21 protein-coding genes and 1 riboswitch are annotated in these 23,633 nt (G+C 60.5%); of the genes, 10 read left to right on the top strand and 11 right to left on the bottom strand.

The annotated features are described in order from the left end of the window. Window positions 1–8: 8 nt before the first annotated feature. On the top strand, window positions 9–593 hold the full coding sequence (locus F8N96_RS15485; RefSeq protein ID WP_150767538.1) for a YceI family protein: 585 nt from the start codon (window positions 9–11) through the stop codon (window positions 591–593). A 67-nt stretch (window positions 594–660) separates the two neighbouring features. Here F8N96_RS15485 and F8N96_RS15480 read toward each other — a convergent pair whose 3' ends face one another. From F8N96_RS15480 to ahcY, 5 genes are all read right to left on the bottom strand, one after another. After that, window positions 661–2,547 carry a DEAD/DEAH box helicase gene (locus tag F8N96_RS15480; RefSeq protein WP_150798534.1) on the bottom strand — a complete coding sequence of 629 codons (1,887 nt, stop codon included), beginning with the start codon at window positions 2,545–2,547 and terminating at the stop codon, window positions 661–663. Window positions 2,548–2,768: 221 nt separating this feature from the next. Beyond that, window positions 2,769–3,584, bottom strand: a complete 816-nt coding sequence (locus F8N96_RS15475) for a substrate-binding periplasmic protein (protein WP_150798533.1) — start codon at window positions 3,582–3,584, stop codon at window positions 2,769–2,771. 87 nt (window positions 3,585–3,671) lie between these two features. Beyond that, window positions 3,672–4,751: a hypothetical protein gene (locus F8N96_RS15470; RefSeq protein ID WP_150798532.1), complete on the bottom strand. Its 1,080-nt coding sequence runs from the start codon at window positions 4,749–4,751 to the stop codon at window positions 3,672–3,674. 75 nt (window positions 4,752–4,826) lie between these two features. After that, window positions 4,827–5,672: a methylenetetrahydrofolate reductase [NAD(P)H] gene (metF, locus tag F8N96_RS15465; RefSeq protein ID WP_150798531.1), complete on the bottom strand. Its 846-nt coding sequence runs from the start codon at window positions 5,670–5,672 to the stop codon at window positions 4,827–4,829. A gap of 200 nt (window positions 5,673–5,872) precedes the next feature. Further along, complete coding sequence (gene ahcY / locus F8N96_RS15460) at window positions 5,873–7,282, bottom strand: adenosylhomocysteinase (RefSeq protein ID WP_150798530.1); 1,410 nt, start codon at window positions 7,280–7,282, stop codon at window positions 5,873–5,875. Between the two features lie 23 nt (window positions 7,283–7,305). Further along, window positions 7,306–7,404, bottom strand: a riboswitch (S-adenosyl-L-homocysteine riboswitch). A 198-nt stretch (window positions 7,405–7,602) separates the two neighbouring features. Between ahcY and F8N96_RS15455 the strand changes: the two genes are divergently transcribed. After that, complete coding sequence (locus F8N96_RS15455) at window positions 7,603–8,013, top strand: acyl-CoA thioesterase (protein ID WP_150798529.1); 411 nt, start codon at window positions 7,603–7,605, stop codon at window positions 8,011–8,013. Between the two features lie 239 nt (window positions 8,014–8,252). Next, window positions 8,253–9,140: a formate/nitrite transporter family protein gene (locus tag F8N96_RS15450; RefSeq protein WP_150798528.1), complete on the top strand. Its 888-nt coding sequence runs from the start codon at window positions 8,253–8,255 to the stop codon at window positions 9,138–9,140. On the opposite strand, the gene F8N96_RS15445 is transcribed toward F8N96_RS15450, so the two are convergent. After that, window positions 9,141–10,406: a cation:proton antiporter gene (locus F8N96_RS15445; RefSeq protein ID WP_150798527.1), complete on the bottom strand. Its 1,266-nt coding sequence runs from the start codon at window positions 10,404–10,406 to the stop codon at window positions 9,141–9,143. A gap of 327 nt (window positions 10,407–10,733) precedes the next feature. Here F8N96_RS15445 and F8N96_RS15440 point away from each other — a divergent pair, with 327 nt between their 5' ends. Both F8N96_RS15440 and F8N96_RS15435 read left to right on the top strand, forming a co-directional pair. Next, window positions 10,734–11,567: an EamA family transporter gene (locus F8N96_RS15440; RefSeq protein WP_150798526.1), complete on the top strand. Its 834-nt coding sequence runs from the start codon at window positions 10,734–10,736 to the stop codon at window positions 11,565–11,567. Between the two features lie 56 nt (window positions 11,568–11,623). Next, window positions 11,624–12,007: an MAPEG family protein gene (locus tag F8N96_RS15435; RefSeq protein WP_150798525.1), complete on the top strand. Its 384-nt coding sequence runs from the start codon at window positions 11,624–11,626 to the stop codon at window positions 12,005–12,007. Window positions 12,008–12,162: 155 nt separating this feature from the next. Here F8N96_RS15435 and F8N96_RS15430 read toward each other — a convergent pair whose 3' ends face one another. Beyond that, entirely contained in the window at window positions 12,163–13,347 is a 1,185-nt protein-coding gene (locus F8N96_RS15430) for a murein transglycosylase A (protein ID WP_150798524.1), read from the bottom strand. A 128-nt stretch (window positions 13,348–13,475) separates the two neighbouring features. On the opposite strand from F8N96_RS15430, the gene F8N96_RS15425 reads away from it, so the two are divergent. Beyond that, window positions 13,476–13,925: a c-type cytochrome gene (locus tag F8N96_RS15425; RefSeq protein ID WP_150798523.1), complete on the top strand. Its 450-nt coding sequence runs from the start codon at window positions 13,476–13,478 to the stop codon at window positions 13,923–13,925. A 147-nt stretch (window positions 13,926–14,072) separates the two neighbouring features. On the opposite strand, the gene F8N96_RS15420 is transcribed toward F8N96_RS15425, so the two are convergent. The 4 genes from F8N96_RS15420 to F8N96_RS15405 all read right to left on the bottom strand — a co-directional run bounded on the left by F8N96_RS15420 (window position 14,073) and on the right by F8N96_RS15405 (window position 18,664). Beyond that, window positions 14,073–14,468 (bottom strand): DUF1090 domain-containing protein, encoded by a 396-nt coding sequence (locus tag F8N96_RS15420; RefSeq protein ID WP_150798522.1) that lies wholly within the window; start codon window positions 14,466–14,468, stop codon window positions 14,073–14,075. Between the two features lie 87 nt (window positions 14,469–14,555). Beyond that, window positions 14,556–16,244 (bottom strand): NAD-dependent DNA ligase LigB, encoded by a 1,689-nt coding sequence (ligB, locus tag F8N96_RS15415; protein WP_150798521.1) that lies wholly within the window; start codon window positions 16,242–16,244, stop codon window positions 14,556–14,558. A gap of 215 nt (window positions 16,245–16,459) precedes the next feature. Then, window positions 16,460–17,650 (bottom strand): methionine adenosyltransferase, encoded by a 1,191-nt coding sequence (gene metK, locus F8N96_RS15410; RefSeq protein WP_064680209.1) that lies wholly within the window; start codon window positions 17,648–17,650, stop codon window positions 16,460–16,462. 18 nt (window positions 17,651–17,668) lie between these two features. Beyond that, the gene (locus F8N96_RS15405; protein WP_150798520.1) at window positions 17,669–18,664 is read right to left on the bottom strand and encodes an ArsR/SmtB family transcription factor; all 996 of its coding nucleotides are present in this window, start codon (window positions 18,662–18,664) and stop codon (window positions 17,669–17,671) included. A 273-nt stretch (window positions 18,665–18,937) separates the two neighbouring features. On the opposite strand from F8N96_RS15405, the gene tkt reads away from it, so the two are divergent. From tkt to F8N96_RS15385, 4 genes are all read left to right on the top strand, one after another. Continuing rightward, window positions 18,938–20,935 carry a transketolase gene (gene tkt, locus F8N96_RS15400; protein WP_150798519.1) on the top strand — a complete coding sequence of 666 codons (1,998 nt, stop codon included), beginning with the start codon at window positions 18,938–18,940 and terminating at the stop codon, window positions 20,933–20,935. Between the two features lie 179 nt (window positions 20,936–21,114). Next, window positions 21,115–22,173 (top strand): erythrose-4-phosphate dehydrogenase, encoded by a 1,059-nt coding sequence (gene epd / locus F8N96_RS15395; RefSeq protein ID WP_150798518.1) that lies wholly within the window; start codon window positions 21,115–21,117, stop codon window positions 22,171–22,173. Window positions 22,174–22,197: 24 nt separating this feature from the next. Next, window positions 22,198–23,361, top strand: coding sequence for a phosphoglycerate kinase (locus F8N96_RS15390; protein ID WP_007894933.1), 1,164 nt, complete (start codon window positions 22,198–22,200; stop codon window positions 23,359–23,361). Between the two features lie 34 nt (window positions 23,362–23,395). Then, window positions 23,396–23,617 carry a hypothetical protein gene (locus F8N96_RS15385; protein WP_150798517.1) on the top strand — a complete coding sequence of 74 codons (222 nt, stop codon included), beginning with the start codon at window positions 23,396–23,398 and terminating at the stop codon, window positions 23,615–23,617. Window positions 23,618–23,633 lie beyond the last annotated feature (16 nt).

Below are 23,633 nucleotides of genomic sequence, written 5' to 3'. Positions count from 1 at the left end.
TAGAAAGCATGTTGAAAAAGACGCTCGCCGCTCTGGCAATCGGTTCTGCTCTGCTGTCCGCAAACGTTATGGCTGCTGACTATGTTGTCGACAAGGAAGGCCAGCACGCCTTCGTCGACTTCAAGATCAGCCACCTGGGCTACAGCTACATCACCGGTACCTTCAAGGATATCGACGGCAAGTTCAGCTTCGACGCAGCCAAGCCGGAAGACAGCAAGATCGAGTTCAACGTGAATACCGCCAGCGTGTTCACCAACCATGCCGAGCGCGACAAGCACATCGCCAGCAAAGACTTCCTGAACGGGTCTAAAGCCAAGTTCGTCTCCACCAGCGTCAAATCCACCGGCAAAAACGCCGCTGGCAAAGACACTGCCGACGTAACCGGCGACCTGACCATCCTTGGCGTGACCAAGCCAGTCGTGGTCAAGGCCACTTTCCTGGGCGAAGGCAAGGATCCATGGGGCGGCTACCGTGCCGGCTTCGAAGGCACCACCAGCATCAAGCGTTCGGACTTCGGCAAGCAGAAAGACCTGGGCCCAGCGTCCGATGCGGTCGAGCTGTACGTTTCGTTTGAAGGTGTGAAAGCGAAATAACATTCGCGCCTGACACAAAAACGCCCCGAATCTCGCGATCCGGGGCGTTTTTTATTGCAGCGCTAAATCAGCGATTACGCGTCAGCAACGCTGGTTTTTCACCGCGCGGACGGCCTGGCAGTTGATCAAGTTGTTCAGGCGTCGGGAAACGATCGGTTTTCGACTCCTTGTGAATGATCTTCGGTGCCGGGCCGCGGGGGTTTTGCACGGCCGGTTCCGAACGCGGCTGGTCGTCGCTACGGGCCGGGCGGCGGTTGCGGGACTCTTCGCGACGGGCCTGGCCGTCACGTGGAGCACCGTTGCGTGGGCCGCTGCGCTTCGCCGGCGGCGTGCCGGTGGTGGCGCCATCGCTGCTGCGTGGGCCGCTTTGACGACCCTGAGGCTTGCCGCCGCCACCAGTGCGCGGAGCACCTGCACCAGCTGCCGCGCCTGGTGCCGGAGCACCCGGACGACGGCCGCGACCTTGAGCCGGTTTGGCTTGAGGCACGTAGTCGACACGGTTACCGAAGTTATCGATATCGTCGTCCAGGAACTCGTCCGGAGCACGGTCTGCAGCAGCAGCGCGTGGCGCTGGTCGCTGTTGCTCGCGAGCCGGAGTGCCTTCGCGTGGCTTCTGTTCACGGGCCGGGCGCTCGCCACGGCCAGCGGCAGCAGGTTTTTCCTTGCCGCCCTTGTCCTTGCCCTTGTCTTTACGGCCGCCGCCACCGCCAGTGCCGTTCGGACCGTCGCCGCGCGGGCCACGTGGGTTGCGCGGGTTACGCACATCCGGACGCTCGCGCACTTCAGGTTTCTCGGCTTCCACCGCGCTGGAATCGAAGCCCATCAGGTCGCCGTCGGCGATTTTCTGGCGGGTCATGCGCTCGATACTTTTCAGCAGTTTTTCTTCGTCCGGGGCGACCAGCGAGATCGCCTCGCCCGAACGACCGGCACGGCCAGTACGACCGATACGGTGCACATAGTCTTCGTCGACGTTCGGCAGTTCGAAGTTGACCACGTGGGGCAACTGGTCGATGTCCAGGCCGCGAGCGGCGATGTCGGTGGCGACCAGGATGCGAACTTCGCCAGCCTTGAAGTCGGCCAGGGCTTTGGTGCGGGCGTTCTGGCTCTTGTTACCGTGGATGGCGACGGCGGTGAGACCGTGTTTGTCCAGGTATTCGGCCAGACGGTTGGCGCCGTGCTTGGTGCGAGTGAACACCAGCACCTGTTCCCAGGCGCCCGCGGTGATCAAGTGCGCCAGCAGTGAACGCTTGTGATTGGCGGGCAGGCGGAACACGCGCTGCTCGATACGCTCGACCGTGGTGTTCGGCGGCGTGACTTCGATGCGTTCCGGATTGTGCAGCAGCTTGCCGGCAAGGTCGGTGATGTCTTTGGAGAAGGTCGCCGAGAACAGCAGGTTCTGACGTTTGCTCGGCAAACGGGCCAGGACCTTCTTCACGTCATGGACAAAGCCCATGTCGAGCATGCGGTCGGCTTCGTCCAGCACGAGGATTTCCACGTGGGACAGGTCGACGCTGCCTTGGCCGGCGAGGTCGAGCAGACGGCCAGGGCAGGCCACCAGCACGTCGACACCGCGGGACATGGCCTGAACCTGCGGGTTCATGCCAACGCCGCCAAAGATGCAGGCACTGACGAATTTCAGGTCGCGGGCATAGACCTTGAAGCTTTCGTGCACTTGAGCCGCGAGTTCGCGAGTAGGGGTCAGGACCAGCACGCGCGGTTGACGCGGGCCGTGGCGCTGGGACTTGTCCGGATGACCATTGGGGAACAACCGCTCCAGGATCGGAAGGGCGAAGCCGCCGGTTTTACCCGTACCTGTCTGTGCCGCGACCATCAGGTCGCGACCTTGCAACACGGCGGGAATGGCCCGCTGTTGCACCGGAGTAGGCTCGGTATAGCCCGCTGCCTCGATGGCGCGGACTAAAGCCTCGGAGAGACCGAGGGAAGCAAAGGACATGAGTAATCCTGTTTTAGTTAGGGCTTGGCCCAATGGGAGTCTTGCCTGGCGCGAATGGCGTTTAAGGGGACGCAATCCCGTCCGGTCCTGCTGGGCCTCGAAGGCTCATCTGGAGCGCTCGCGCGGGCTGAAAGCTGCGCTGTAGCGGGGTCGAGATGCCTTGAACGAGTCCGAGCGTCCGGGCGTGAGCCTGGCGGGAAGGCCGGAGTATAACAGAGCAATCACTGCGCGCCGCTTTCCTGCTGCTCAACGGTTTTACGGGTCATGGCCGCAGCCTTGGCGGCCTTCGCACCGTTCGCCGGGTCGGCACCATAGCGGGCGCTCAATTCAGCGTAGGCGGGCTCGCGCTTGAAGCGCTTGAGCTCGGCGCCGAAGCGCTGTATCAGCAGGTCCATGCCCGCGTTGCGGCGCACCGCCAGGAACTGGCTTTGCTGGCTGATGACCACCGGGTTTTCGGTGATCTTGTCGCGAATGTTCAATTCGTCGAGCAAATGCTGGCCGACCCGGCGGTCAGTAATCAGCAGATCGATCCGCCCGCGCACCAGTTTGCCGAAGTTGGCCTCGTGACTCGGTGCCGGTTCCCGGGTGAATAGCGACGATTCGCGAAAATCCTTGCTGTACAGATAACCCGGCGAGGTGCCGATGGTCAGGCCGCGCAATTCTTCCAGGGTCCGAAACGGGTGGGGCCGTTCGTTGGCATAGAACATCACGAACTCGACTTCCGAGAGCGGTTCGCCGGGGTAGAGGAGGGTCGCTTCGCGTTCATCGCTGTGGAAGATATCCAGCGCGCCGTCCGCCTGACCTTGTTCGAGCATCGACAGGCAGCGTTTCCACGGCAGGAATTGCCAGTCGACTTCTATCCCCAGGCGCTTGAAGACAATGGCCGTGGTTTCGTAGTCCAGGCCCAGGGCTTTGCCATTTTCTTCATACACGTAAGGCGCCCAGGGTTCGGTGACAATGCGCAGTTTCTCGCCCCGAGCGGTAAAGCTCAGGCAAGTAAAAAGCATGACTGTCAGCAACTGGGAGAAAAGGGGCATGACCTGAGGTTAGTACTCTCAAGGCTGAATGAGAAGCGCTGGCATGCCTGTTTAACGCTGACGGTCAGGGAATTGTGCGCAAGGCCACTATTTGCAGGACGAATTGAGCAAGTGATCGTGGATGGCTTTGCATCGGCTGCCCAGGATCAGCCGTACCAGTTCCCTGTCGAACCAGCGTTCGAGCAAGTGCTGTGTGACCGGCTTGCCAAGGCGTTCTTCCTGGTTCTGCAACGCTTTTTCCCACCACACCGGTCCGCAAGCCTGATCGAACTCATTGGGATGCTCATAGCAGCCGTAGAGGATTTCGCGGATGAACTGGCGCAGATGTACGGGCAATGCCAGGGTGATGAGCTTGTAGAGCAATCGCTGGCTCCGAGGCGGTCGCGGCAGATGCATCGTCACTCGGCGAGTGTCATCCAGTGCCGCCTGACTGGTCGGGTTCCTGGCGTGTTTGGCGACCCAGGCTTTGACTTTCGCCCTGAACAGTTGCTTGCGGCTCCAGTAGTGATGGATCAGGTCCGGACACTTTTTGATTTGAAGCCCGCGATAGGCCGCGACCGACAGGCAGAACTCCTCAAGGGTATAAGCCCCGGGTGCCATGGGAAACAATTCGTCGATCAGGGCGATGGAGTGGTCAAGCACTTGAGCGTCCTGCTGATGCAAGCCGATCACGCCCGAGTTGAGCAGCATCATCTGATCGTCTGCCAGGCCTCTGTCCCTGAGCGTGGTCGACAGTGCACTGTAGAGCACATTCTCTTTATTGGTGCCGTATCGGGTGTAGTAGTCGTTGCACAGCAGGGTGCCAGGCTGCACGCGATCGAACAATTCGACCGGTGAGCGATGAAAGAAGGTGTCGGTGTCGATCAGCAAGGCGACCGGCGACTCCTCGAGCACCTTGCGCAAGGCGACATGCTTGGCTCGAAAATGATAACCGTGGGGTGCGTTCCAGCGTTGGCGGGTAGCCACATCGAGCATGCGCACGCGTACCGGCAGTCGCGCGTAGGGCTGAGGATTGTCGCTGAATACCTGGATGTCGAGTTCCGCGTGGGGTGTTTCACGCAGCCAGGCCAGGGCGCTGGCGATGCTGAACAGCGCTTCCTGATGGTAAGTCTCGGCACCGAATACCAGATAAACAAGCTGCGGGCGTGGTGGTGACGGCTCAGTCATGGGGAACAACATTCCATGGGCTGTTGAATGTAAAAGACCCTCAGAAGAGGGCCTTTGGGTACGACGTGGTCACTGTCAGCGCGGTAGCTTCAAGTTGTTCCACACGGCCAGGCTAGCCTCGGCCTGGTTAAGGGTATAGAAATGCAGCCCCGGTGCGCCGCCCTGCAATAAACGTTCACACATTTCAGTGATGACCTGCTCGCCGAAACGCTGAATGCTTGCGGTGTCGTCACCATAGGCTTCCAGCTGCTTGCGGATCCAGCGCGGGATTTCCGCACCGCAGGCATCGGAGAAGCGCGCAAGTTTGCTGTAGTTGGTGATCGGCATGATCCCCGGCACGATCGGGATGTTCACGCCCATCGCCCGTACACGCTCGACGAAGTAAAAGTAGCTGTCGGCGTTGAAGAAGTACTGGGTGATCGCACTGTTGGCGCCGGCATTGGCCTTGCGCACGAAGTTGTTCAGATCGTCCTCGAAGTTGCGCGCTTGCGGGTGCATTTCCGGATAGGCGGCGACTTCGATGTGGAAATGATCACCGGTCTCTTCACGAATGAATTCAACCAGGTCATTGGCGTGGCGCATTTCACCGCTGGCCATGCCCATGCCCGAAGGCAGGTCACCGCGCAGGGCAACGATACGGGTGATACCGGCGGCCTTGTATTGCTTCAGCAGGCCGCGCAGGTCGTCCTTGCTGTCGCCAACGCAGGACAGATGCGGTGCGGCAGGCACTTTGACTTCGCTTTCGAGTTGCAACACGGTGTTGAGCGTTCGATCACGGGTCGAACCGCCAGCGCCGTAGGTGCAGGAGAAGAAATCAGGGTTGTACTTGGCCAGCTGACGAGCAGTGGCGAGCAGTTTTTCATGCCCAGCATCGGTCTTCGTCGGGAAGAATTCGAAGCTGTAGCGACGGTCTTGGGACATGGTCATATCCTTGGAAACGCGTAGGGCGGAGGCTGGCCCCCTGTAGGAGCGAGCTTGCTCGCGAAAAACGTAAGGGCAACGCGTTCATCCAGGCAGCACGCGTTATCGTTGACGTCCATCGCGAGCAAGCTCGCTCCTACAGGAGAGCAGGCGACGCGGTGCGCAGGACACACCGCGATCGCCAGCAAACCTGCGACGGATCAGTAACGGTAAGCGTGCGGCTTGAACGGGCCTTCGACGGTCACACCGATGTAGTCGGCCTGGGTCTTGGTCAGTTGAGTCACGACGCCGCCGAAACCGCGGACCATTTCCAGGGCCACTTCTTCGTCGAGTTTCTTCGGCAGTACTTCAACGGTCAGGCGCTCGGCTTTCTGGGCTGGCGACAGGTTGGCGTACTTCTGGCCGAACAGGAAGATCTGTGCCAGAACCTGGTTGGCGAACGAACCGTCCATGATGCGGCTTGGGTGACCGGTGGCGTTACCCAGGTTAACCAGACGGCCTTCGGCCAGCAGGATCAGGTAGTCGTCGTTCTGGGCGTCGAACGCACCAGGGCCGGTACGGTGGATCTTGTGGACCTGAGGCTTCACTTCTTCCCATGCCCAGTTCTTGCGCATGAAAGCGGTGTCGATTTCGTTGTCGAAGTGGCCGATGTTGCAGACAACAGCCCGCTTCTTCAGGGCCTTGAGCATGTTTGCGTCGCAAACATTGACGTTACCGGTGGTGGTCACGATCAGGTCGATCTTGCCCAGCAGCGCTTTGTCGATGCTTGCTTCAGTACCGTTGTTGATACCGTCGATGAACGGCGAAACCAGCTCGTAGCCGTCCATGCAGGCTTGCATGGCGCAGATCGGGTCGACTTCGGAGACTTTAACGATCATGCCTTCCTGACGCAGGGACTGGGCCGAACCCTTGCCCACGTCACCGTAACCGATGACCAGCGCTTGCTTGCCGGACAGCAGGTGGTCGGTACCGCGCTTGATCGCGTCGTTCAGGCTGTGACGGCAGCCGTACTTGTTGTCGTTCTTGCTCTTGGTCACCGAGTCGTTGACGTTGATGGCCGGGATTTTCAGCTCGCCCTTGGCCAGCATGTCCAGCAGGCGGTGAACGCCGGTGGTGGTTTCTTCGGTGACGCCGTGGACGCGGTCCAGGATCGCCGGGTATTTCTTGTGCAGCAGCTCGGTCAGGTCGCCGCCGTCGTCGAGGATCATGTTGGCATCCCAAGGCGCGCCATCTTTGAGGATGGTTTGCTCCAGGCACCACTCGTACTCTTCTTCAGTTTCGCCTTTCCAGGCGAAAACCGGGATACCGGCAGCGGCGATGGCGGCAGCGGCCTGGTCTTGAGTCGAGAAAATGTTGCAGGACGACCAGCGTACTTCGGCACCCAGGGCAACCAGGGTTTCGATCAGCACGGCAGTCTGAATGGTCATGTGGATGCAGCCGAGGATCTTCGCGCCTTTGAGCGGCTGCTCACCGGCGTATTTGCGGCGCAGACCCATCAGGGCTGGCATTTCGGATTCGGCGATGATGGTTTCGCGACGGCCCCAGGCAGCCAGGGACATGTCGGCGACTTTGTAATCGTTAAAATCTGCAGGCGTGATAACAGCGCTCATGATGAGCCTCCATTCGTAATGTATGCGAATGGGCGCCGTTGTGCGTTTAGTGTCTGGCCGTGGCCAGGCAACGCCCCATCCGAGCCTGACAGGTCGAACCTGCTGCAGCGCCCCTCGGACAGGTGGCGGGAAAACGGTATCAAGTACAGGTTACCGTTTTGAAACGGGGGCGATTATAGCGGGCTATGCTGATCTTCCAAAGCCTTTCTGTTGGTCAATGTCTGAACGGTAATCGAGGCCATAGGCGATGCTCAATAGAGCTCTGGCCCGGGCTCTGCCATGATGGCTGGCATCAATCGGCAAGACGGTCAGGAGTGAATATGAATTTCCACACCCGCAAATGGGTAAAACCCGAAGACCTCAACCCCAACGGCACGCTGTTCGGCGGCAGCCTGTTGCGCTGGCTCGACGAAGAAGCGGCGATCTACGCCATCGTCCAGCTGGGCAATCAGCGCGTGGTCACCAAGTACATTTCCGAAATCAACTTCGTCAGCGCCTCGCGCCAGGGCGACATCATCGAGCTGGGCATCACCGCCACCGAGTTCGGTCGCACCTCGATCACCCTCACGTGCGAAGTGCGCAACAAGATCACCCGCAAAAGCATCCTGACGGTGGACAAGATCGTCTTCGTCAACCTGGGCGAAGACGGCCTGCCCGCGCCCCACGGCCAGACCGAGATCAAGTACGTTAAAGACCAGTTCAGGGACATGGACAAGGACAAGGACGAGTAATGCGAGTCCGTAGGAGCTGGCTTGCCAGCGAAGGCGCCATCAGCATCACTACAGAAACCCCAGAAACCCCAGAAACCCCAGAAACCCCAGAAACCCCAGAAACCTAAGCCCCCCCAAAAACCGAGTCACCCCCTTCGCCAGCAAGCCGGCTCCTACAGCCGGTTTGTTTATCCGAACAGTGAACAGCCCCGCCCCCCGCGTGTCCTACCTACATCCCCAGCCACCGGTTCCGGAGCTCTATGGACACGCAAAAAGACGGCAAGACCCCGAACCTCTCGGCGCAAGAGAAGAAGGAAGTCGACAAGAGCCAGCCTCCACGCGCCGCGGTGCTGCACGAAATCATCCGCGCGCAGGGCGACCTGGAGCTCGAGCGCAGTGTCGCCGCCTTGTGGTGGTCGGCCCTGGCTGCCGGCCTGACCATGGGCCTGTCACTGATGGCTATGGGCCTGCTCAACTCCCGCCTGCCGGACGGCGAAGGCTTCAAGGTGATTGCCAGTTTCGGTTACTGCGCGGGATTCCTGGCGGTGATTCTCGCTCGTCAGCAATTGTTCACCGAGAACACCCTGACGGCTGTGCTGCCGGTCATGACCAAACCCTCATTGAACAATTTCGGGCGATTGCTGCGTCTGTGGTCGGTGGTGCTGGTGGGCAACCTGTGCGGCACGATACTGGTGGCGTATGTGATGCTGCACCTGCCGATTTTCGACAGCAAGACCGACCTGGCCTTCCTCGATATCGGTCGCAAGATCATGGAGAACGACGCCAGCCAGATGTTCGCCAAGGGCATAGTGTCAGGCTGGATGATCGCGACCATGGTCTGGATGATTCCGTCCATGGAGAGCGCCAAGATGTGGATCATCATCCTCATCACCTACCTGATGGCGCTGGGCGACTTCACCCACATCGTGGTCGGTTCGGCCGAGGTCTCGTATCTGGTGTTTGCCGGCGAGTTGCCGTGGAAGGATTTCTGGCTGATATTCGCCGGGCCGACATTGGTGGGCAATATCATCGGCGGCAGCTTTATCTTCGCGCTGATCAGCCACGCGCAGATCCGCAGCGAGAGCGGGCCGCCGAAGGAATCTGCGGATCAAGACCAGGAGCCTGACCCGCAGAAGACCAGGAAGTAATCAGTGATGCCCGGCCTGTGCCACGGGTACAGGCTCATCACGGGTGACATGCTTGACCAGCTTGCCGATGCTCAAGCCCTGCAACAAGATCGACGACAGCACCACGATGTAGGTGATGCTCAGCAGCAAATCGCGCTCAGGACCCAGCGGCAGGGCCAGCGCCAGCGCCACCGAAACACCACCACGCAAACCACCCCAGGTCAGGATCCGGATCGTTCCGCGCGGCACGGTGCGCCAGCGTCGCAGCAAGACGATGGCCGGTGCCACGGTCAGCAGGCGCGACAGCAGAATCGCCAAGGCCAGCAGGCTCGCGGCCAGCACATGCAGCCAGTTGAACGGCAGCAGCAACAGCTCCATGCCGATCAGCGCGAACAACAGGGCGTTGAGCATGTCGTCGAGCAGCTCCCAGAAACCGTCCAGGTACTTGCGGGTCATGTCGTTCATCGCCAGGTTGCGGCCCAGGTTGCCGATGATCAGCCCGGCGACCACCATCGCGATCGGCGCCGAAACGTGCAGCTCCGAAGCCATGGCCGAACCACCGATCACCAGCGCCAGGGTCAGCATGACCTCGATCTGGTGCTGCTCGATGCTCTTGATCATCAGGTACACCAGATAACCGATCAGCCCGCCGAACAGCGCGCCGCCAATCGCCTCGTGGGCGAACAGCATCGCGGTGGCGCCGATGGTCGGAGTTTCGCCCAGTTGCGCGATGCCCAACAGCACGGTGAACACCACCACTGCCGTACCATCGTTGAACAGCGACTCGCCGACGATGGTGGTTTTCAGCGGCTTGGACGCATTGGCGGTCCGCAGCACGCCGAGCACTGCGATCGGGTCGGTGGGGGAGATCAGCGCTCCGAACAACAGGCAATAGAGAAAGCTGACGTGCCAGCCGAACAGGGCAAAAATGTAGTAAGCCAGGCTGCCGATCACGGCGGTGGCAATCAACACACCGAAAGTCGCCAGCAGGCCGATTGGCCAGCGATAGCTGCGCAGGTCATTCAAGTTAACGTGCAGGGCGCCGGCGAACAGCAGGAACGACAGCATCCAGTTCATCAGCAGATCGCCGAAGTCGATCTGGCCGATCAACTGTTGCACACGTTCTTCCAGGCCCGGATAGCCGATAAAGCTCAGGCCTTGCAGCAACAGGGAAAACATCAGCGCAGTGACCATGACGCCGATGGTCGGGGGCAGGCCGATGAAGCGGAAATTCACGTAGGTGAGGAGCGAGGTGAGGCAGATAAACGCAGCGACGAGTTCAAGCATCCGGGGTCCTTGAAGGGGAGATGGGTTGGTATTTTTGCAGCGTCAAGCTCAGGCATACGCATGCCGACGACCGTTCTCGATGAGAACGGGTGGTGGCAGGAATTATTGGAATTAGTCTGTGCGCAACTGAGTGCGGCGTGGTCGCTTGCAGTATAAACAGCTGCGGACATATGGCGAATCAATTCTCCGCCGGACCCTGTAGGAGCTGGCTTGCCAGCGAAGGTCGTCAACGATGACGCGTGTTTTCTGCTAAAACGCGGTGCCTTGACGTTTTTCGCTGGCAAGCCAGCTCCTACAGGGGGGCGGGGACAACAAAAGGAGTGTGCCGTGCTTGCAACGGCTTTGGTGTTAGTGGCGGCGCTGTTGCATGCGGCGTGGAATACCCTGATCAAATTCAGTGCCGAACGCCTGCTGGTGGTGGCCTGCATGGACAGTGTGGCGATGCTCTTCGTTGCGCTGATGCTGCCATTCGTGCAATGGCCTCCCTTGGAGCTCTGGCCTTGGATCATGGCATCGGCGGCGTTTGAACTGCTCTACCGCTACTTGTTGATCCAGGCTTATCGGGTGGGCGACCTCGGGCTTGTTTATCCGTTGATGCGCGGCTTGTCGCCCTTGGTGGTACTGGCGCTGACGCTGATATTTGCCGGCGAGGTGCTGACGAATCAGCAGATTTTCGGAATCCTTTTGATCCCGCTCGGGATGCTTTGCCTGCTATGGCAGGGCGGTGGCGGCGCACGGCTGCCGTGGTCGATGCTGCCGGTGGTGGCGTTGATCGGCCTGTGCATCGGCTGCTACACCTTCATCGATGGCCAGGCTTTGCGGCGCTGGTCCCATCCACTGGACTACCTGGTCTGGGTAACTCTACTCAGCGCCTGGCCATTCCCATTGCTGGCGTTGGTGCGCAAGCGGCCGGCGTTCATGGTGTTCTGGCGGGAACAGTGGCGACTGGGGTTGGCGGTCGGGTTCTGCGTGTTGTTCAGCTACGCTCTGGTGCTGTGGGCAATGCAACTGGGCTCGATTGCCGAAGCGGCGGCATTGCGCGAGATCAGTGTGATTCTGGTGGTGCTGTTCGGCATGCGTTACCTCAAAGAACCTTTCGGTCGGCCACGGCTCTTAGCCTGTGGATTGGTGTTGATCGGCATGTTGGTGATGAAGTTTTGATGGGCTCACCGCCGACGAAAACATCGACGCACGAAACTTGAAGAAGGGATGGCTTTATGACGGTTGCTCTGTGGTGCATTTTGATCGCGTTTTTGCTGCCATACCTGTGCACTTACGTGGCCAAGATCAGTGGCGGGTTCAGGTTGAAAGACAACCATGATCCCCGGGATTTTCTCGATTCGTTGAATGGATTCGGCCGGCGTGCCTATGCGGCGCAACTGAACGGTTTTGAAGTGACCCCGGCGTTTGCCGCGGCCGTGATCGTGGCGCACCTGGCGGGCAATGCCGAGCTGGTGACGATCGACGTGATGGCGGTGTTGTTCATCACCAGCCGGCTGCTGTACATGATCTGCTACCTGGCGGACTGGGCGATTTTGCGGTCGTTGGTGTGGTTGGTGGGGATGGGGTTGATTGTCGGGTTGTTTGTGGTGTCTGCCTGAAAATACGTTGGTGATTATGCTGGCCTCTTCGCCTGCAAGCCGGTCTCGCTCCCATATTTAATCTAAGTCACATACAAACTTTGTATTCACTGAAGATCAACTGTGGGAGCGAGACCGGCTTGCAGGCGAAAGCTATCTATCAGTCGCAGCAGAACTCAAGGATTGGCTTTTGCCGCATCGGCCACCTGCGGCACCTGTGGCAACGCCGCGCCTTTGGGCCACAACATCCAGATCTGCCCCTGCTGTTTCATGTCGCCGGCCAGTTGCCCGGCGGCCTCGCCGGTGCCCCAGAACAGATCCGCCCGGACTTCACCCGCGATCGCGCCGCCGGTGTCCTGTGCGGCCACTGGACGAACCAGTGCCGAACCGTCCGGTTTGGTGGTCGATAACCACAACAGACTGCCCAGCGGAATCACCTTGCGATCCACCGCCGCGCTGTAGCCTGCAGTCAGCGGTACGTTAAGCGAGCCGCGAGGTCCTTCATTGCTGTCCGGGTTTTGGGTGAAGAACACGTAGCTTGGATTACTGGCGAGCAGTTCGGGAATGCGCGTCGGGTTGGCCTTGGCCCAATCGCTGATGGCGCCCATGGTGACCTCTTCTTTTTTCAGCTCGCCTTGCTCCACCAGCCAGCGACCGATAGGCCGATAGGGATGGCCATTCTGGTCGGCATACGCAATGCGCAACTGCCGGCCACTGTCGAGCTGGATGCGTCCCGAACCCTGGATCTGCAGGAATTGCAGGTTCATCGGATCGGTCAGCCAGGCAACCACCGGTGCCTTGACCCCTTTGGTCTCGATCGTTGCCGCATCGTCGTAGGGCTTGAGCACGCGACCTTCGAGCCGGCCGCGCAGGCGTTTACCCTTCAGCTCCGGGTAGAGGCTGTCCAGGGAGACGATGATCATGTCTTCGGGTACGCCGTACACCGGGATACTCGCTGCGTCGGTCTGGGTCAGGCTGCCCGGATAGACCGGTTCGTAGTAGCCGGTGATCAAGCCATCAGGGTTGTCATTGGCGGCGCGCAGGCCATAGACGTCGAGGTTCTGCTTGAGGAACCCGCGAATCTCGCTGGCGGTTTGTGGCACGCTGGCGGCAGCGGTGCAGGTCGAACCCCAGACCGGGTCGGCCTTGAGTCGGGTGCATGCGCTGCGCCACGAACCGAAGCCGGCCACCAGATCGGCGTCGGACACCACGGGCAGTGCTTCCCAAGTGGCGCTGGAGTAGGTTGCCAAGGCGTGGGTTTTCGGTTTGTCGGGTTCACCACCGGTGCAGCCCGCAAGCACGGCTACCATTGGAAGGGTCCAGGCCAGGCGGTGACGCCATGCCTTGTTACGGCTGTTCATGGAGTAATTCCTTTGCCGGTTGTCTGAGTGCTCCCTGCGCTCATACAACCCGTATTGATAATAGGGCTATTGGTGTTTGCGGGTGACGCGAGGATACTGGCCGCCGTTTCCAGTGACCTGAAGCCACCATGACTTTTAAAAGACTTTCCATTGTATTGCTGGCCTGCCTGACCTTGTCCGCGTGCGGCGGTGTGGACCCCAACTCGCCGCTGGGCCAGCGCAAGGCGATCTTCAAGCAAATGCTCAAGACCAGTGAAGACCTTGGCGGCATGTTGCGTGGCCGTATTCCATTCGACGGCGGGCGATTCGCTGACGGTGCCGTGAAACTGGATGCGCTGTCCCGAGAGCCGTGGAAACATTTCCCGCAGGTGCGCGAAGAAGATCACACCAGCGCCAAGGATGATGTCTGGCAGCAGCAGGCACGCTTCCAGGAGTTGGCCCGCAGCCTTGAAGCCGCCACCGGTGACCTGGTGGTTGCCAGCAAGGTTCAGCCCTACAAGGCCAGTAACCTGGGGCCGGCCGTGCAGAAAGTCGAAGATGCCTGCAGTGCTTGCCATAAAGAATTTCGGGATCATTGATCTGATGGTGTTCATGACCTGCTCGATCATTTCCCACTGTAGGAGCGAGCGATGCGGCGACCCGACTTGCCCGCGAACGGAACGCCCCGGTCTGTCAGGCACACCGCGTTATCGTTCTTCGCGGGCAAGCCTCGCTCCTACAGGGGATCACTTATCCAGTTCGTCGAGCGCTTCCTGCAACTCCTTGCGGGACTCGGCGAGCTTGTCTTTGCGCTTGTTGATCTTCTCTGCATCACCCTTCTTCATTGCCTTGTCGAGGTCGGCCTGACGCTTGCTCACTTCGTGCTTGGCGTCGAGCACCTTGTTCTCCCGCTCTTTCTTCAGGGAGGCATCGGTGCAATTGGCGGTGATTTCGCTCAGAGCCGTTTCCAGGCCAGCCTGTTGATCGGCGTTGCCGCGGGACTTGGCCAGTTCGATCTGGTTGATGATGCCCTGCTTCTTGGCGGCGCATCCGGTCAGGCCCGGAGCTTCTTCGGCGGCCATCAGCGGAGCGGCCATCACACTGCATAGGGTCAACAGGGCGAGGGGTGAAAGAAATTTCATAAAAGCTCCATGTGAAGGCAATCGGGTCGATGTGGCGATGGGTCGTTTGAGCCCGCCGGCACCATTGGGTTCCCAGGTGGGCGGGCATCAACGGCCCTGGAAACCGTCAATCCCTGCCACACGTAATGTTTCACTCAAGGCCAGAACCTGCGGGTCGCGAAAAAATGCGCTCAATTGCGCCGCGCGTCCCGGACCGATACCGGTTTCGGCCTGCCATTGTTCGGTGTTGCGTTGCGCCAGTACCTGCCATGAAGCGCCGAGGCGTGCCTGGCCGGTCGGCGGCATGCCCAGGGCTTTGAGCCAGCGGACGAACGGGCGTTGCCGGGCGATGCTGAAACTGTTCAACAGGCGCGCACTGCTGCGCTCGCCGAAGCCGTCAATGTTAGCAAGCTCTTGGGCATCGAGGGTTAACCAATCCAGCAGTCCGTTCAGGTGGCCTGTTTCGAGAAGTTTCTCCCAGGTGCCAGTACCGACATGGGGCAAGGCCAGCCCCTGGTTACCACCAAGCCAGGTCAGGCGTGCAAGAAATTGACTTTCGCATCCCGGTGTCGGCTGCCAACAACTGAGCGGATGAAAGTCCGCTGCCAGCGGCACGTCCAATTCAATGCGTTCGGTACTGCGCAGGACGACACCATCGAGCCTGGGGATGGTCAGGCCGGCCAGGCTGATGGCGACCTGATCCCCCGGCCGTATGTCCATCGCCTCCCAACGTTGCAGAGAGCTCACACTGACTCGCTTGACCTGCCGGTCATCAAGCCTTAGCGGCGTCAGTTCCAGCACCGGCGTGATGCGCCCGGTCCGGCCGATCTTGAAGTCGACCCTGCGCACCTCGGCCAGTGCCTGGGCAACAGGGTATTTCCAGGCGACGATCCAATAAGGTGCCTTGGCCTGCCAGCGTTCGGCGGGTGGACGTTGCTCCTGGCGCAGGACGATGCCATCGCTGGCAAAGGGCAGGGGGGAGCGATACCAGTGATCGCGCCAGCGCTGCGCATCGGCGAATGCCTTGATCGGCTGAGTGTAGGGCGTGGTGCTCGAGAACCCCAATTCATCCAGTGCTGCCATGCGCGCGGGCAAACCAGCCGGCCCTTGGGGCCAATCCCAGACAAACAGGCCGACCCCGGCAGCGTGCCCGGCACTCAGTACCTTGCGGGCCATCAAACCGGCCACGGTGCCGCGGGCATTGAGGCTGCCGGCCCGGGCTTGTACATGGTCGGTCACACGCCAGTAGAGTTCGCCTTGCACCAGCAGGTCCAGTGGCTGTGTCAATTGCTGCGGGATGCCGGCAATCTGGCGCGCCGGGAGGGTCCAGTCCTGGCCGGTGAGCCCGTCGCCGCGACTGATCGCCTGAGCCAGCACGCCTTTACGGTAGATCAGCGTCACCGCCACACCGTCGACTTTGGGCTGAATCCAGACATCGCTTCGACCTTTCAGCCAAGTGTCGACAGCGTGACCTTCATGGAGCTTTCCCAAGCCGGTGTGGGCGATGGGGTGAGCAACCGGGCCACCTGCCGTGCGCAACGGTTCGGGGGAGGGGGCGGCGGCGAAGCATTCTCGCCATGCGCCCAGTCGCAAACGGGATTGATCATAGAGCTCGTCGGCGACCAACGAGCGTCCTGCGCGATGATAGCTGTCGTCCCACAGGTCGATTTGTTTTTGCAGTGCGCTGATTTCGGCCTGGGCGCGAGTCGGCGGCCAGTCGGGGCATTCAGTGGCTTGGGTGGACAGGCAGAGAAAACTCAGAACAAAACCGACTAATGCACGCAGGTTGGAGGGCATCGTGAGCGTCCTTGCTCGTTGGGGATGCTCGAAGGTTAGTCAGTATTGTCTGGCGAGCAGGGTGGGTGTTTTGCCTGGTGTTTCTGCGATGATTGGGCTGGCCGCTTTCGCCGGCAAGCCGGTCTCGCGAAAGCGGCGACACGGCCTTGAGCGAAAGACAATAAAAAGCCCCGCACGGCGAACCGGGCGGGGCTTTTTGTACTGCCAGGGAAGTCTTACAGACCGGCAGCCGAACGCAGGGCGTCGACGCGATCGGTTTTTTCCCAGGTGAAGGTGGTGAACGTATCGTCACCCACGGTCTTGGTATCCGGGGTGCGACCGAAGTGGCCGTACGCCGCGGTTTCCTGGTACATCGGGTGCAGCAGGTCGAGCATGGTGGTGATTGCGTAGGGACGCAGGTCGAACACTTCGCGGACCAGGTTGATGATTTTCTCATCGCTGATCTTGCCGGTACCGAAGGTGTTCAACGAGATCGACGTTGGCTGGGCCACACCGATGGCGTAGGACACCTGGATCTCGCAACGCTCGGCCAGGCCGGCGGCGACGATGTTCTTGGCCACGTAACGACCGGCGTAGGCGGCCGAGCGGTCAACCTTCGACGGGTCTTTGCCGGAGAACGCACCGCCACCGTGGCGAGCCATGCCGCCGTAGGTGTCGACGATGATCTTGCGACCGGTCAGGCCGCAGTCGCCTACCGGGCCGCCGATGATGAACTGGCCGGTCGGGTTGATATGGAACTGGGTGTCCTTGTGCAGCAGTTCGGCAGGCAGCACGTGCTTGACGATCAGCTCCATCACGCCTTCGCGCAGGTCTTTGTACGACACTTCAGGGTTGTGCTGGGTCGACAGCACGACCGCGTCGATGCCCACCACCTTGCCGTTTTCGTAACGGCAGGTGACCTGGGACTTGGCGTCCGGACGCAACCACGGCAGCAGGCCGGATTTACGGGCTTCGGCCTGGCGCTGTACCAACTGGTGAGAGAAGGTGATCGGGGCTGGCATCAGCACGTCGGTTTCATTGCTGGCGTAGCCGAACATCAGGCCCTGGTCACCGGCGCCCTGGTCTTCAGGCTTGGCACGGTCGACGCCCTGGTTGATGTCGGGAGACTGCTTGCCGATGATGTTCATCACGCCGCAGGTCGCACCGTCGAACCCGACGTCGGAGCTGGTGTAGCCGATGTCGGTGATGACGTCACGAACGATCTGCTCCAGGTCAACCCAGGCCGAGGTGGTGACTTCACCGGCAATGATTGCAACGCCGGTTTTCACCAGGGTTTCGCACGCCACGCGGGCGAACTTGTCTTCAGCAATGATGGCGTCCAGCACTGCATCGGAAATCTGGTCGGCGATTTTGTCCGGATGCCCTTCAGACACGGACTCGGAGGTGAAGAGGGAGTATTCGCTCATCTCGATTTTTTCCTGAATTTACCGATGGTGAGTGTCGCCAGTCGGTCGCTGAAAATGGCGGACCTGTATCTGGAAACCATTACGTAAGCCTACATAGAGGCTTTCCCCGGGAACGAGTCCCGCGGCGGTGGCCCAACGGGCGAGATCGTCCTGTTCAAACCCCAACCAGAGATCACCGCAGGCCTCCCTGGCCCAACTCTGGTTGTGGCTACATAACTCTGTCACTAACAGGCTGCCGCCCGGGTGCAGCAGGCCGGCCATGTGCTTGAGCGCATCGGCCGGCGCGGCAAAATGGTGCAGCACCATGTTCAGTACGACGCAATCGGCCTTGAGGCTCACACCATTCAATGCATCGGCCAGTTGCAGGCTGACGTTAAGCAGGGACTCGCGCTCACAGACCTGGCGCGCCAGTTCGAGCATGGCCGGGCTGTTGTCCAGCGCCGTGACCTGGGTGAAGCGGCGCGCCAGTTCCGGCAGAAAGGCGCCGTCGCCGGGGCCGACTTCAATGGCGGTGGCGCCGTGGTTGAAACTCAGCTTGTCGAGCAATGCCACCACGCTTTCGCGGTATTGCGACAGACCGGCGATCAAGTCTTGTTGGGCGCGAAACTTCTCCGCTACCCGTGAGAAAAAGTCCTGGCTGGCCGCGGCCCGTTGTCCATGGACCTGGGCGATGCGCGACTGCACGTCGGCGGGCAAGGTCAGGTTATCCACTTCTTCCAGCAGCGCGGCATGCAGTTTACCGCCCGGCAGATCGGTGTGGGGCAGGGCGCGGCGGTAGAAAATCGCATTGCCCTCCCGACGGGTCGCCACCAGGTCGGCCTGGGCCAATACCTTGAGGTGATGACTCATGCCCGACTGACCGATGCCGAAGATCTGCGCCAGTTCCAACACGCCGAACGAGTCGTTGGCCAGCGCGCGCAATACGGTCAGGCGCAGAGGATCGCCACCGGCCTTGCACAGGGCCGACAGCTCATCGCAAGGGTCATGTCGAATGGAGCGCGCGCGTAAATTCATAGGGCCAGCAGTCTAGAGACGCTTAGAAAGCATCGCAAGAGCAATATCAAAAAGTTTTGATATTGGTCGATAGGTGGCACTTCTCAGGAGTAGATTCAGTCAACAGACGAATTGCGGAAAGGTTTCATCAGTCGAATACAGGGTTATCCATTGGAAAAACCTCTTCAGATGATTATCTGTCATTGCCCCGAGGCAGGTGGGTGAGGGAAAATGCTCGCCTTTTTTCCGTTTCGTTTTATTCACTCTCGATTCAGAACCCGCAGGAGAACAGCGATGCCCAGCCGTCGTGAGCGTGCCAACGCCATTCGTGCCCTCAGCATGGATGCCGTGCAAAAAGCCAACAGCGGCCATCCCGGTGCCCCTATGGGTATGGCGGATATCGCCGAAGTACTTTGGCGTGACTACCTCAAGCACAACCCGAGCAATCCATCGTTCGCCGACCGTGACCGCTTCGTGATGTCCAACGGTCACGGCTCGATGTTGATCTACTCGCTGCTGCACCTGACCGGCTACGATCTGTCGATCGATGACCTGAAAAACTTCCGCCAGCTGCACAGCCGCACCCCGGGTCACCCGGAATTCGGCTACACCCCGGGCGTGGAAACCACCACCGGTCCACTGGGCCAGGGTCTGGCCAATGCCGTGGGTTTCGCCCTGGCAGAAAAAGTCCTGGCGGCGCAGTTCAACCGTCCTGGCCATAACGTTGTCGATCACCACACCTACGTGTTCCTCGGTGATGGCTGCATGATGGAAGGCATTTCCCACGAAGTCAGCTCCCTGGCCGGGACTTTGGGCCTGGGCAAGCTGATCGCCTTCTACGATGACAACGGTATCTCCATCGACGGCGAAGTCGAAGGCTGGTTCACCGACGACACGCCCAAGCGTTTCGAAGCCTACAACTGGCAGGTGATCCGCAACGTCGACGGTCACGACCCGGAAGAAATCAAGACCGCGATCGAGACTGCGCGCAAAAGCGAGCAACCGACCCTGATCTGCTGCAAGACCACCATCGGTTTCGGTTCGCCGAACAAGCAAGGCAAGGAAGATTGCCACGGCGCCCCATTGGGTGACGCGGAAATCGCCCTGACCCGCAAGGCACTGAACTGGAACCACGGTCCGTTCGAAATCCCGGCCGACATCTACGCCGAGTGGGACGCCAAGGAAACCGGTCGCGCGGCCGAAGCCGAATGGGATCAGCGTTTCGCGGACTACTCCGCCGCCTTCCCTGAGCTGGCCAACGAGCTGGTGCGTCGTCTGAGCGGCGAGCTGCCGGCTGATTTCTCCGAGAAGGCCGATGCCTATATCGCGGAAGTGGCGGCCAAGGGCGAAACCATCGCCAGCCGCAAAGCCAGCCAGAACGCATTGAATGCCTACGGCCCGCTGTTGCCGGAATTGCTGGGCGGTTCGGCTGACCTGGCCGGTTCCAACCTGACCCTGTGGAAAGGCTGCAAAGGTGTCACGGCTGAAGATGCCAGCGGCAACTACATGTACTACGGCGTTCGCGAGTTCGGCATGAGCGCGATCATGAACGGCGTGACCCTGCACGGCGGCCTGGTGCCTTACGGCGCGACCTTCCTGATGTTCATGGAATATGCGCGCAACGCGGTGCGCATGGCCTCGCTGATGAAGCAGCGCGTGGTGTTCGTCTACACCCACGACTCCATCGGCCTGGGCGAAGACGGCCCGACTCACCAGCCGATCGAGCAACTGACCAGCTTGCGCAGCACGCCGAACCTCGACACCTGGCGGCCAGCCGATGCCGTTGAATCGGCCGTGGCCTGGAAGCTCGCCCTGGAGCGTAACGACGGTCCGTCGGCATTGATCTTCTCCCGGCAGAACCTGCAGCACCAGACCCGCAATGCGATTCAGATCGAAGAGATCGCGCGTGGCGGCTATGTGTTGAAGGACTGCGCAGGCGAGCCTGAGCTGATCCTGATCTCTACCGGTTCGGAAGTCGGCCTGGCGGTTCAGGCTTACGACAAGCTGACCGAGCAAGGCCGTAAGGTGCGAGTTGTTTCGATGCCGTGCACCAGCGTGTTCGATGCCCAGGACGCCGGCTACAAGCAAGAGGTCCTGCCGCTGCAGGTCAGCGCGCGTATCGCCATCGAAGCCGCCCATGCGGACTACTGGTACAAGTACGTGGGCCTGGAAGGCCGCGTGATCGGCATGACCACCTACGGCGAGTCGGCGCCTGCGCCAGCCTTGTTCGAGGAATTCGGCTTTACCCTGGAAAACATCCTGGGTCAGGCTGAAGAGCTGCTGGAAGACTAAAACACGACGCGGTGGCCCAGGCTGCCGCGGTCCCTGTGTAGGAGCTGGCTTGCCAGCGAAGGCGTCGTCAATTCCAACATAAATGTTGATTGAACGGACGCTTTCGCTGGCAAGCCAGCTCCTACAGGGGGTGTGTTGCACATGAGAATTTCGTCTGGCTGCGCATTATCGAGAACCCCATGCCTCAACCGCGTCCCTACAAAGTTGCACTCAACGGCTACGGCCGGATTGGTCGTTGCGTCTTGCGCGCTTTGTTCGAGCGAGGGGCAAAGGCCGGGTTTGAAATTGTCGCGATCAACGACCTGGCCGACATGGCCAGCATCGAATACCTGACACGCTTCGACTCCACCCACGGGCGTTTTCCCGGCGAAGTGAGGGTTGAAGGCGATTGTCTGCATATTAATGGCGACTGCGTGAAGGTCCTGCGCAGTGCCACCCCCGAAGGCATCGATTGGGCGTCGCTGGGCGTCGATCTGGTGCTGGAGTGCTCCGGCGCTTACCACACCCGTGAAGATGGCCAGCGTTTTCTTGATGCCGGCGCGCCGCGGGTACTGTTTTCCCAGCCAATGGCCAGCGAGGCGGATGTCGACGCCACCATCGTCTATGGCGTGAACCAGGATTGCCTGACCGGCGACGAGTTGCTGGTATCCAACGCCTCCTGCACCACCAACTGCGGCGTGCCGCTGTTGCGCCTGCTGGATCAGGCCATTGGTCTGGAATACGTATCGATCACCACCATCCACTCGGCAATGAACGATCAACCGGTCATTGACGCCTATCACCACGAAGACCTGCGCCGCACCCGATCGGCGTTCCAGTCGGTGATTCCGGTGTCCACTGGTCTGGCGCGTGGCATCGAACGCCTGTTGCCGGAACTTGCCGGGCGAATTCAGGCCAAAGCCGTGCGGGTGCCGACGGTTAACGTGTCTTGCCTCGACATTACGATGCAGACCGTGAGCGATACGGACGCCACCGAGGTCAACCGGATTTTGCGCGAAGCCGCCACCCATGGCCCGCTCAAAGGGCTTCTGGCCTACACCGAGTTGCCTCACGCAAGCTGTGATTTCAATCATGACCCACATTCGGCCATCGTCGATGCCAGTCAGACCCGAGTTTCCGGCCCGCGGCTGGTGAACATCCTGGCCTGGTTCGACAACGAATGGGGTTTTGCCAATCGAATGCTGGATGTTGCAGAACACTATCTGCAAGCAGCTATTTCTAAAAAACCTGCTCTCTAAAACAGCTATTCAGGAATGCGACCCATGACCGTGTTGAAGATGACCGACCTCGATCTGCAAGGTAAGCGCGTACTGATTCGCGAAGACCTCAACGTCCCAGTCAAGGACGGTGTTGTCACCAGCGATGCGCGAATCCTGGCTTCGCTGCCGACCATCAAGCTGGCCCTGGAAAAAGGCGCGGCCGTGATGGTCTGCTCGCACCTTGGCCGTCCGACCGAAGGCGAGTTCTCGGCCGAGAACAGCCTCAAGCCAGTGGCTGACTACCTGAGCAAGGCGCTGGGCCGCGAAGTGCCGCTGGTGTCCGATTACCTGGGCGGCGTCGACGTGAAAGCCGGCGACATCGTGCTGTTTGAAAACGTGCGCTTCAACAAGGGCGAGAAAAAGAACGCCGACGAACTGGCCAAGCAATACGCGGCCCTGTGCGACGTGTTTGTGATGGACGCCTTCGGCACCGCTCACCGTGCCGAGGGTTCGACCCACGGCGTGGCCAAGTTCGCCAAAGTCGCCGCTGCCGGCCCGCTGCTAGCTGCCGAACTGGACGCACTGGGCAAGGCCCTGGGTGCCCCGGCGCAGCCAATGGCCGCTATCGTTGCCGGCTCCAAGGTTTCGACCAAACTCGACGTGCTCAACAGCCTGAGCCAGATCTGCAACCAGCTGATCGTCGGCGGCGGCATTGCCAACACCTTCCTTGCTGCGGCCGGTCACCCGGTCGGCAAGTCCCTGTACGAGCCGGACCTGCTCGACACCGCGCGCGAAATCGCCGCCAAAGTCAGCGTGCCACTGCCGGTGGACGTCGTCGTTGCCAAGGAATTCGCTGAAAGCGCCACCGCTACGGTCAAGCTGATTGCCGACGTGGCCGCAGACGACATGATCCTGGACATCGGCCCGCAGACCGCGGCGAATTTCGCCGAGCTGCTGAAGTCGTCCAAGACTATCCTGTGGAACGGCCCGGTAGGCGTATTCGAATTCGATCAGTTTGGTAACGGGACCAAGGTCCTGGCCCAGGCCATCGCAGAAAGCTCGGCATTCTCCATCGCGGGAGGCGGCGATACCCTGGCGGCCATCGATAAATATGGCGTAGCTGAGCAGATCTCCTACATTTCTACCGGCGGCGGCGCGTTCCTCGAGTTCGTCGAAGGCAAGGTACTGCCGGCCGTTGAAGTGCTTGAAAGCCGGGCCAAGGCCTGAGGCTGCCCATTTGACCAGGCAAGGGAGTGTTCACATGGTCAAGACGCTGGCGCTGTTGATCGCTGCGGGTGTGCTGGCGGCCTGCGGGAGTAACCCGAAAGCTCCGCCGGTGCCCGAGACCTCTGAACAGGACAAAGGCTGCTACCAGGCCGACTGGCAGGCCGAAACCAACCCGGTGATCAATAAGCGTTCCGGGCCTGATGGCCTGGAAAAATACGAGACCCAGACCCCGGCCAAGGAACATGGTTGCCCTTGACGGGTCTGACACTTTA

The sequence above is a fragment of the Pseudomonas fluorescens genome, assembly GCF_902497855.1.
Lineage (GTDB): Bacteria > Pseudomonadota > Gammaproteobacteria > Pseudomonadales > Pseudomonadaceae > Aquipseudomonas > Aquipseudomonas fluorescens_BI.
This window is presented reverse-complemented; position numbering and strand designations above follow the sequence as displayed.

What these genes read in the sequence shown, in the direction of transcription:
- F8N96_RS15485 (WP_150767538.1), top strand. Translation starts at nt 9, where the DNA reads ATGTTGAAAAAGACGCTCGCCGCTCTGGCAATCGGTTCTGCTCTGCTG.
- F8N96_RS15480 (WP_150798534.1), bottom strand. Translation starts at nt 2,547, where the DNA reads ATGTCCTTTGCTTCCCTCGGTCTCTCCGAGGCTTTAGTCCGCGCCATC.
- F8N96_RS15475 (WP_150798533.1), bottom strand. Translation starts at nt 3,584, where the DNA reads ATGCCCCTTTTCTCCCAGTTGCTGACAGTCATGCTTTTTACTTGCCTG.
- F8N96_RS15470 (WP_150798532.1), bottom strand. Translation starts at nt 4,751, where the DNA reads ATGACTGAGCCGTCACCACCACGCCCGCAGCTTGTTTATCTGGTATTC.
- metF (WP_150798531.1), bottom strand. Translation starts at nt 5,672, where the DNA reads ATGTCCCAAGACCGTCGCTACAGCTTCGAATTCTTCCCGACGAAGACC.
- ahcY (WP_150798530.1), bottom strand. Translation starts at nt 7,282, where the DNA reads ATGAGCGCTGTTATCACGCCTGCAGATTTTAACGATTACAAAGTCGCC.
- F8N96_RS15455 (WP_150798529.1), top strand. Translation starts at nt 7,603, where the DNA reads ATGAATTTCCACACCCGCAAATGGGTAAAACCCGAAGACCTCAACCCC.
- F8N96_RS15450 (WP_150798528.1), top strand. Translation starts at nt 8,253, where the DNA reads ATGGACACGCAAAAAGACGGCAAGACCCCGAACCTCTCGGCGCAAGAG.
- F8N96_RS15445 (WP_150798527.1), bottom strand. Translation starts at nt 10,406, where the DNA reads ATGCTTGAACTCGTCGCTGCGTTTATCTGCCTCACCTCGCTCCTCACC.
- F8N96_RS15435 (WP_150798525.1), top strand. Translation starts at nt 11,624, where the DNA reads ATGACGGTTGCTCTGTGGTGCATTTTGATCGCGTTTTTGCTGCCATAC.
- F8N96_RS15430 (WP_150798524.1), bottom strand. Translation starts at nt 13,347, where the DNA reads ATGAACAGCCGTAACAAGGCATGGCGTCACCGCCTGGCCTGGACCCTT.
- F8N96_RS15425 (WP_150798523.1), top strand. Translation starts at nt 13,476, where the DNA reads ATGACTTTTAAAAGACTTTCCATTGTATTGCTGGCCTGCCTGACCTTG.
- F8N96_RS15420 (WP_150798522.1), bottom strand. Translation starts at nt 14,468, where the DNA reads ATGAAATTTCTTTCACCCCTCGCCCTGTTGACCCTATGCAGTGTGATG.
- ligB (WP_150798521.1), bottom strand. Translation starts at nt 16,244, where the DNA reads ATGCCCTCCAACCTGCGTGCATTAGTCGGTTTTGTTCTGAGTTTTCTC.
- metK (WP_064680209.1), bottom strand. Translation starts at nt 17,650, where the DNA reads ATGAGCGAATACTCCCTCTTCACCTCCGAGTCCGTGTCTGAAGGGCAT.
- F8N96_RS15405 (WP_150798520.1), bottom strand. Translation starts at nt 18,664, where the DNA reads ATGAATTTACGCGCGCGCTCCATTCGACATGACCCTTGCGATGAGCTG.
- tkt (WP_150798519.1), top strand. Translation starts at nt 18,938, where the DNA reads ATGCCCAGCCGTCGTGAGCGTGCCAACGCCATTCGTGCCCTCAGCATG.
- epd (WP_150798518.1), top strand. Translation starts at nt 21,115, where the DNA reads ATGCCTCAACCGCGTCCCTACAAAGTTGCACTCAACGGCTACGGCCGG.
- F8N96_RS15390 (WP_007894933.1), top strand. Translation starts at nt 22,198, where the DNA reads ATGACCGTGTTGAAGATGACCGACCTCGATCTGCAAGGTAAGCGCGTA.
- F8N96_RS15385 (WP_150798517.1), top strand. Translation starts at nt 23,396, where the DNA reads ATGGTCAAGACGCTGGCGCTGTTGATCGCTGCGGGTGTGCTGGCGGCC.